General features: G+C 66.3%; 6 protein-coding genes and 1 tRNA gene. 5 read left to right on the top strand and 2 right to left on the bottom strand.

What is annotated here, in order from left to right; genetic code table 11:
* Positions 1–77 (bottom strand) — tRNA-Arg (locus AC07S4_RS27125).
* 331 nt (positions 78–408) lie between these two features.
* Here AC07S4_RS27125 and AC07S4_RS27120 point away from each other — a divergent pair.
* The 3 genes from AC07S4_RS27120 (at position 409) to AC07S4_RS27110 (ending at position 5500) form a co-directional block, all read left to right on the top strand.
* Complete coding sequence (locus tag AC07S4_RS27120) at positions 409–1248, top strand: response regulator (RefSeq protein WP_494989565.1); 840 nt, start codon at positions 409–411, stop codon at positions 1246–1248.
* Positions 1249–1372: 124 nt separating this feature from the next.
* Positions 1373–4369, top strand: a complete 2997-nt coding sequence (locus tag AC07S4_RS27115; protein ID WP_494989564.1) for a hybrid sensor histidine kinase/response regulator — start codon at positions 1373–1375, stop codon at positions 4367–4369.
* A 138-nt stretch (positions 4370–4507) separates the two neighbouring features.
* Positions 4508–5500, top strand: a complete 993-nt coding sequence (locus AC07S4_RS27110) for a diguanylate cyclase domain-containing protein (protein ID WP_494989563.1) — start codon at positions 4508–4510, stop codon at positions 5498–5500.
* A gap of 74 nt (positions 5501–5574) precedes the next feature.
* Here AC07S4_RS27110 and AC07S4_RS27105 read toward each other — a convergent pair whose 3' ends face one another.
* Positions 5575–5994 carry a hypothetical protein gene (locus AC07S4_RS27105; protein WP_494989562.1) on the bottom strand — a complete coding sequence of 140 codons (420 nt, stop codon included), beginning with the start codon at positions 5992–5994 and terminating at the stop codon, positions 5575–5577.
* A 198-nt stretch (positions 5995–6192) separates the two neighbouring features.
* Here AC07S4_RS27105 and AC07S4_RS27100 point away from each other — a divergent pair, with 198 nt between their 5' ends.
* Both AC07S4_RS27100 and AC07S4_RS27095 read left to right on the top strand, forming a co-directional pair.
* On the top strand, positions 6193–7809 hold the full coding sequence (locus AC07S4_RS27100; RefSeq protein ID WP_494989561.1) for a response regulator: 1617 nt from the start codon (positions 6193–6195) through the stop codon (positions 7807–7809).
* Positions 7810–7908: 99 nt separating this feature from the next.
* Entirely contained in the window at positions 7909–8622 is a 714-nt protein-coding gene (locus AC07S4_RS27095) for a sensor histidine kinase (RefSeq protein WP_494989560.1), read from the top strand.
* Positions 8623–8637: the final 15 nt, after the last annotated feature.

The following is an 8637-nucleotide window of genomic DNA, read 5'->3' as shown; positions in this document are numbered from 1 at the left end:
TGGTGCGGCTGGCAGGAATCGAACCCACGACCCCTTGGTTCGTAGCCAAGTACTCTATCCAGCTGAGCTACAGCCGCATCGCAAACCGCTAATAAACCGCAGTTTTCGCTTTCTTTCTCTGGTTCCCCGTCGAAAGAAGCAAGATTATAGGGAACTCCATTGTGCTTGTCCAGAGGGAAATCGCATGAAACGCGTTCGGCGTCGCTTCGGCACTTCATTCATGCAAGTGATATTGATCATCACCAACTGCAATTGGATTTTCCATAGGGCATGTTGCATAGTTACACCTGTCTCCTCTATTCTCCTAACGGGAAATAGATTCAGCCCGCTCCCGCAGCGGGCTTTTTTTTCGCCCGGCGCTGGTGTAGCATCAAGCCACGTAGCCAAAGACGCAACAACGGGCCCTGGATGACACAACAAGAAAGTATCAGCCTGCATACGCTGCCGCCCATAGACTGGCCGCGCACGGCGCTGGGTCCACCGTCCGGCTGGCCAGCCTGCTTGCGGCTGTCCGTCGATATCATGCTCAACTGCCCGTCCGGCATGGCCATCGTCTGGGGCCCGGAAAAAATCCTGCTTTATAACAAGGCCTACGCGGCGCTGATGGGCGTGCGCGCCGAATCCGTGCCCGGCGGCGCCGTGCCGACCATGATCCCGGCCGTGTTCGGCTGGAACCATGCGGCGCTGGAAGCGGCCTGGGGCGGCGCGGCGCTGGCCTACCCGGCCCAGGCCATGCCCCTGTGGCGCGACGGCGCGCCCGCCCAGCAGTTGCTGGACCTGCACTACACCCCGCTGCGCGACGACGCCGGCGTGGTGCGCGGCGTGCTGTGCGCCATGCAGCCGGCCGCCGCCCCGCCGCCCACGGCCAGCGCGCCCTCCCATGCCCGCGTGCTGGTGGTGGAGGACAATCCGGACGCCCTTTACCTGGTCTGCGAAATGCTGCGCGCCCTGGGCTACGAAGTGGACCCGGCCAGCGACGGCGAACAGGCGCTGGCCATGCTGCAGGGCGGGCGCTACGCCATCCTGTTCAGCGACGTCAGCCTGCCCGGCATGTCCGGCATCGAACTGGCGCGCGCCGCGCTGCGCCACCAGCCGCAGCTGCAAGTGGTGTTCGCCTCCGGCTACGGCGGCGCGCTGACCAGCCAGCTCGACTTTCCCGCTGCCTTCCTGCAAAAGCCTTACGAAATCGACCAGCTGCGCGATATGCTGGCCAGCGCCGCCGCGCGAGCGCCAATGGTGCGTTTGTAAACCCCGCAAGGCGGCTACAATGAAAGCACGGCCCGGTTGGGCCGCTCCCGAGATGCAGATGCCGATGAGTTATTCCGCCCCACACCGCTGCCCGCCACAGCCGCCACAACATGGGAGAACCTGAGTGGCCAAGCTAGACAAAGAGGAAGAAGCACGCATGCAACTGGCCGCCACGCGCGGCGCCAACAGTGTGCTGCTGGCCCGCCAGCGCGCCGAGCACGAGATGCAGGAGGCGCGCGAGGATTTGCGGCGCTCCAACGAACGGCTCAAGACCGTGCTCGAAAGCATCACCGACGGCTTTATCGTGCTCGACCATAACTGGACCGTCACCTATATCAATCCGCAAGCGAGCAACATCATCCACCCGCTGGAAAGCGGCGGCCAGCACGTGCTGGGCATGAGCTTGTGGGACGCCTACCCTGAACTGCGCGGCACCGTGCTGGAGGCGCAGTTCCGGCGCGCCATGGAAAAACAGCAAAGCGTGGGCTTCGAGCTGTACTACCTGCCGCGCAAAAGCTGGCTGGACGTGCGCGCCTACCCGTCCGCCGAAGGCCTGTCCTGCTCCATCCAGAATATTACCAAGCGCAAGCTCGACGAGCGCGCGCTGCGCGAAAGCGCCAACCGCCTGCAAGTGGCGCTGGCGGCGGGCAAGCTGGGCGACTGGCTGTGGGACGCCGGCAGCAACCTGGTGAGCCTGGGCCGCCGCGCCGCCGAGCTGCTGGACCTGCCGGAGGAAACCACCAGCAGCTGGGAAGCGCTGAGCGAACATGTGGTGCGGGAAGACCGCAAACCGGCCCGCGCCGCCTTCCTGCGCGCGCTCGACGGCTGCACCGACTTCAATGTTGAATGCCGCATCGAGCGCGCCGGCGGCGAACGGCGCTGGCTGTCGGTGGTCGGCCACGGCAACTATGCCGACGACGGCGCCGTGCTCGGCATGACCGGCATGGTGCAGGACATCAGCGACCGCAAGGCGGCGGAAAACACGCTGCGCCAGAGCCAGGAGGAACTGCAGGCCATGGCCAACTCCATCCCGCAGCTGGCCTGGATCGCCCGCTTCGACGGCGCCGTGGTGTGGTACAACGAACGCTGGTACGAGTACACCGGCCTGCCGCGCAGCGAGGCCGGCAGCCAGGCGCCGGCCCACGGCTGGGACGAGGTGTACGACCCGGACACCTTGCCCGCCATCCGCCAGCGCTGGCAGGAGGCGCTGCGCACCGGCCAGCCCTTCGAAATGGAATTCCCCATCCGCGGCGCGGACGGCGAATTCCGCTGGTTCCTGTCGCGCGCCAACCCGGTGCGCGACAGCACCGGCCGGCTGGTGCGCTGGTTCGGCACCAGCACCGACGTCGACCAGGTCAAGCGGGTGCAGGAAGCGCTGCGCGACGAGAGCGCCATCCTGGAGCTGCTCAACAGCACGGGCAACGCGCTGGCCTCCAAGCGCGACCTGCGCTCGCTGCTGCAGGAGGTGACCGACGCGGCCACCCGCATCAGCGGCGCGCGCTTCGGCGCCTTCTTCTACAACAGCACCAGCGCCGACGGCGGCGTGCTCACGCTGTACACGCTGTCCGGCCTGCCGCCCGAGGCCTTCGCCCGCTTCCCCCACCCGCGCGCCACCGCCCTGTTCGGCCCCAGCATGCGCGGCGAAGGCACGCTGCGCAGCGACGACCTGCTGCAGGACCCGCGCTACGGCCAGAACGCGCCCCACCACGGCGTGCCCAACGGCCACCCGACGGTGCGCAGCTATATGGCGCTGCCGGTGGTGTCGCGCTCGGGCGAGGTGATAGGCTCACTGTTCTTCGGCCACCCCGAGCCGCGCATGTTCAACGAGCGCACCGAGCGCATCGTCGGCGGCATCGCCGCGCAGGCCGCCGTCGCCATCGACAACGCGCGCCTGTACGAGGCCGCGCAGCAGGCCGCCGAGGAGCGCAAAATCCTGCTCGACAGCGAACGCAGCGCGCGCGCCGAGGCCGAGCGCACCAGCCAGATGAAGGATGAATTCCTGGCCACGCTGTCGCACGAGCTGCGCACCCCGCTCACCGCCATCCTGGGCTGGGCCCAGGTGCTGCGGCGCGGCAGCCGCGACGAGGCCGACCTGCACAAGGGCCTGCAAACCATAGAACGCAATGCGCGCGCCCAGGCCCAGCTGATTGAAGACCTGCTGGACATGAGCCGCATCACCTCGGGCAAAGTGTTGCTCGACATACAAACCCTGTCGCCGCTGACGGTGGTGGACGCCGCCATCGAGACGGTGCGCCCGGCGGCCGACGCCAAGAACATCCTGATCGAGCGCGACTTCCACAGCACCGGCCTGGTGGCGGCCGACCCGAGCCGGCTGCAGCAGGTGATCTGGAACCTGCTCACCAACGGCATCAAGTTCACGCCCAAGGGCGGCGCGCTGAAGGTCAGCGTGACCGAGGCGGACGGCCACGTGGCCATCACCGTGGCCGACACCGGCATCGGCATCCGGCCCGAATTCCTCGGCCATGTGTTCGAGCGCTTCCGCCAGGCCGACTCCACCACCACGCGCCGCCATGGCGGGCTGGGGCTGGGCTTGTCCATCGTCAAGCACCTGGTCGAGCAGCACGGCGGCACGGTGTCCGTCTCCAGCCCGGGCGAGGGACGCGGCGCCAGCTTCACGGTCGGCCTGCCGCTGGCCAGCGGGCACAACGGCGCGGCGCCCCAGGCCCGCGTCATGGCGCCGCTGCCGCCCTCGGTGCCGGCCGACAGCGGCCTGCGCGACCTGTCCGGCCTGCGGGTGCTGGTGGTGGACGACGAAATCGACGCAAGAGACCTGATCAAGCGCATACTTAGCGATTGCAACGCAGTCGTGCTGACCGCCGCCAATGCGGCCGAAGCGCTGGCCCTGGTGGAGCGCGAGCGCCCCAGCCTGCTCGTCAGCGACATCGGCATGCCGGACGTGGACGGCTTTGAATTGCTGGCCCAGGTGCGCGCGCTGGGCGCCACGCGCGGCGGCGGCCTGCCCGCCATCGCGCTGACCGCCTTCGCCCGCTCCGAGGACAGGCTGCGCGCGCTCGAGTGCGGTTTCCGCGACCATGTGTCGAAACCGGTGGAGCCGGCCGAGCTGGTGTCCGCCGTTGCTCTTGCGCAACACATACGGTGAGGGCATGAATGTTTCCACACGGAACAACTTACCTTCCTACCTGACGACGCGGCGCTGTCCTACAAGCAACGCGACTATCCTTTGCTAAACTCAAAGTATTGAACTGACCGCCTCTACCGCTTTTGATGAGACCCTACCATGCCTAGTCCGGACGAGATTCTGAATGCCAAGATCCTGGTCGTCGACGATTGTGCCGATAATATCGACCTGATGCTCGAAATCCTGCGCGATGCCGGCTACAGCAATGTCTCGTCCACCATGCTGCCCGAGCAAGTGTGCGGCCTGCACCGCCAGCACTGCTACGACCTGATCCTGCTCGACCTGCAAATGCCCGAACTGAACGGTTTCCAGGTCATGAAGGGCCTCAAGGAGATCGAGCAGGAAGGCTATCTGCCGGTGCTGGCGCTCACCGCCCAGCCCAGCTTCAAGATTGCAGCCCTGGAAGCGGGCGCGCGCGACTTCATCAGCAAACCCTTCGACCTGCTGGAAGTGCACAAGCGCATCCACAACATGCTGGAAGTGCGCCTGCTGTACAAGGAGCTGGCGCAATACAGCAAGCAGCAGCAGGAACTGGCGCTGCACGACCCGCTCACCGGCCTGCCCAACCGCCGCCTGCTGGAAGACCGCATCGCCACCACGCTGCAGCACGCCGCGCGCCACCAGCACAAGGCCGCCGTCATGTATCTGGACCTGGACGGCTTCAAGGCCATCAACGACACCCACGGCCATGCCTGCGGCGACGAAATCCTGAAACTGGTGGCCGGCCGCCTGGTGGGCTCCTCGCGCAAGGAAGACACCGTGGCGCGCGTGGGCGGCGACGAATTCGTTATTGTGCTGGGCGAAGTGGGCAGCCTGGGCGACGCCCAGGAGCCGGCCTGCAAGCTGATTGAAGTGGTGTCCGAGCCCTACCAGGTGGGGGCGCTGACGCTGCGCCTGTCCACCAGCATCGGCATTGCGCTCTATCCCGACCATGCGGACCATGTCGCGGCGCTGATACAGCGCGCCGACGAGGCCCTTTACGAAGCCAAGCGCGGCGGCAAGAACCGCCACTGCGCGGCGCGGCGCGAGGCGGCGGCGGAAGCCGAGACCTTCGTCGCCAGCGCACCGGTCCACAGCACCTCGGCTGCCTGAACGTGTGCGCGTCCGCGCCACGGACTGAAGGGCCGCGCAGCAAGCCGCGCGGCCCTTCGCCATATTCCCCTCTATTACTGCGCGGCCGCTTCCCTGGCGGCGCCCTCCTCGGTCGACTGTTCCACCTTGCCGGCGTGCTGGTGGTCGCCTTGCGCGGCCACCATGTCCGGCGCCACTTCGATGCGCGTGATGCCGGCGTCAACCGAAATCGGATCGCTGGCCGGGAAGGTCATCTCCACCGCTTCATCGAGCAGGGTTTCCTTGGCCACTTCATGCGGCGCGGGCTGCTCCTGGCCGGCCAGCACGGTGATGGCCTGCGCCCATTTCACGAAGTCCAGCTCGGCCAGGTCGCGCACCGTGTTGACGCTGAAGGCCTTGGCCAGCGCCTTGGCGTCGCTGGCGCTCACGCCCTTGAGCGCGCTCACCGGGGCGTCCGCCAGCTCGCGGAAGCACTTGCCCACATAGTCTTTATCCACAACGGTATCGATATTCATGATGCGTCCTTTCTAGGTTGGTCGGCACCTGGCCACTATCGCATGCACGGCCCGGACTGTATGTGCGCAGCCGAACATAGCCTGCGGCGGGGTGCGCGCGATAGCCGGGGGCGCTTTTGACTTTCATTTATCAGGTTGTTATGATCAATCAACAGTTTGTCAGGCGAAATTCTTCCTTCCAGAAGCTCCAACAACAACGTGCCTAAAGTAGACAAACCCAAAGTCCTGGTCGTCAACGACGACGCCAACAGCCTGTTCGCCTTGACCAGCCTGCTCGCGCAATGGTCGGACCAGGAAGGTTATGACGTCATCGCGGCGCGCTCCGGCGAGGAAGGCTTGCGCCATGTGCTGATGCACGACTTCGCGGTGATTTTGCTGGACGTGAACATGCCCGGCATGGACGGCTTTGAAACCGCCGAGGCCATCCACCAGCGCGCCCGCTCGGCCGACATACCCATCATCTTCGTCACCGCCTTCGTGGCCGACGAACTGGACCGCCTGAAGGCCTACCAGCGCGGCGCGGTCGACTTTTTGTTCACGCCCATCATTCCGCAGATCCTGCACGCCAAGATCTCGGTGTTCGTGGCGCTGGCCGTGAAAAACGAGGAGCTGAAGCGGCAGGCGCGCCAGCTCAGCCAGCGCACCACGGAATTGATTGCCGCCAACAAGAAACTCACGCGCGAGATCGAAGAGCGCCAGGTGGCCGAGCGGCAGAACCACGCCAAGGACGAGTTCCTGGCCATGCTGGGCCACGAGCTGCGCAATCCGCTCAGCGCCATCAGCAGCGCCGCCTCGCTGATCGCCCTGCCCAGCGTGCAGGGCGACGCGGTCACACGCGCCAAGCACATCATCCAGCGCCAGAGCCGCCACCTGGGCCGCATCGTGGACGACCTGCTGGACCTGAGCCGCGCCATGTCGGGCAAGATATTGCTCAACCGCGCGCCGCTGGACCTGGCCGGGCTGCTGGCCACCTGCCTGGAGACCTACCGCACCACGGGCCGCAGCACCGGCCACACGGTGACGCTGGAAGCCGAAGCGGGCTGGGTGCACGGCGACGCCACGCGGCTGGAACAGATATTCTGCAATCTGATGGACAATGCCTTGAAATACACGCCGCCGGGCGGCGCCATCACGGTGTACTGCGAAACCGACGGCGGCGAAGTGCAGCTGTCGGTCGAGGACAGCGGGGTGGGCATTCCGGCCAGCCTGCTGCCCCATGTGTTCGAAGTGTTCGTGCAAGGCACGCGCACGCTGGACCGCGCGCAAGGCGGGCTGGGCATCGGCCTGGCGCTGGTGCGGCGGCTGGCCGAATTGCACGGCGGCAGCGTGACCGCGCACAGCGCCGGCGCCAACACAGGCAGCATCTTCACTATCCGGCTGCCGCGCTGCGAGCAGCCATCCGAAACGAGGCAAGCGATGACAGACCCCATAGAAACCGGCAAGCCCACCGTGCTGCTGATAGAAGACAACGACGACGGCCGCGAAATGATGTCCATGATGCTGAGCTGCTATGGCTACGAAGTGCGGCATGCCGCCGACGGCCTGCAGGGCCTGGAACTGGCGGCCACCTTCCGGCCCGACCTGGCGCTGGTCGACATCGGCCTGCCGGGCATAGACGGCTACGAAGTGGCGCGCCGCCTGCGCGCCGGCGACGGCACGCGCGGCATGAAACTGATCGCGCTGACCGGCTACGGCCTGGCCGAAGACCAGCGCCGCGTGCTCGAGGCCGGTTTTGACATGCACCTGGTCAAGCCGGTCGACATCGACCATTTGATGAAAGCCATCGGCTCCTGCTCGGCCACCGAGCGCCAATAGGCACACGCATAAGGAATACGCTTGCGCCGGTGCGACAAGCAAAATCAACCTCAGGTATGATCGCCGCATAAAAACAGACTTTCTTACGCTGAGACCACTATGTCCGCACAGTTACATCTTGCCCCCGATGACAGCCAGCGCGCCGCCGAGCTGAGCGAACTGCTCGGCCACGTCAACGCCTGCTGGGACAACGAGCGCCGCTCGCTGTCGCGCCAGCTGCACGACAGCATGGGCTCCTCGCTGACCGCGCTGACCATGCATCTGGGCCTGCTGACGCAAAAGCTGCCGCCCGACCCGGCGCTGCTGGAACGCACCACGCAGATGAAAAACCTGCTGCACACCATCATAGAAACCAACCGCCAGATGCAGCACCGGCTGTGGAACGACAAGCTGGAGTTTCTCGGCGTGAAGGTGGCGCTGGGCGAGCTGGTGGCCCAATTCGGCGAGCAGCACGGCCTGGCCGCGAGCTGCAGCCTGCCGGACGACGAGCCGCGCTGCCCCCGCAGCCACAACGTGGTGCTGCTGCGCGCGCTGGAGGAAGGCCTGCGCAACATCGCCAGCCATGCGCGCGCCAGCGCGGTGGAAGTAGTGGTGGACGACAATGAAGACGAGATCATGCTGACCGTCAAGGACAACGGCGTGGGACTGGCCGCAGCGGCGGACGCCATCGGCGCCGACAGCGCCAAGCACGGCCTGCGCGTGCTGCGCGAACGGGCCGCCTATCTGGGCGGCGTGCTGACCTTGTCGGCCAACGGCAGCGGCGGCGCCATCCTGACCGTCATCCTGCCCAAGCCGGCGGCCCAGCAGCCCTGAGGGGCGTCAACCCAG

This window comes from Pseudoduganella sp. GW821-FHT05F09, from assembly GCF_059419605.1.
Note: the sequence above shows the minus strand (reverse complement) of the source record. Positions and strands in the feature narration are given on the sequence as shown.

Excerpts from the sequence above, each read along its gene's own strand:
- AC07S4_RS27105 (WP_494989562.1), bottom strand. The coding sequence starts at position 5,994 with ATGAATATCGATACCGTTGTGGATAAAGACTATGTGGGCAAGTGCTTC.
- AC07S4_RS27110 (WP_494989563.1), top strand. The coding sequence starts at position 4,508 with ATGCCTAGTCCGGACGAGATTCTGAATGCCAAGATCCTGGTCGTCGAC.
- AC07S4_RS27095 (WP_494989560.1), top strand. The coding sequence starts at position 7,909 with ATGTCCGCACAGTTACATCTTGCCCCCGATGACAGCCAGCGCGCCGCC.
- AC07S4_RS27120 (WP_494989565.1), top strand. The coding sequence starts at position 409 with ATGACACAACAAGAAAGTATCAGCCTGCATACGCTGCCGCCCATAGAC.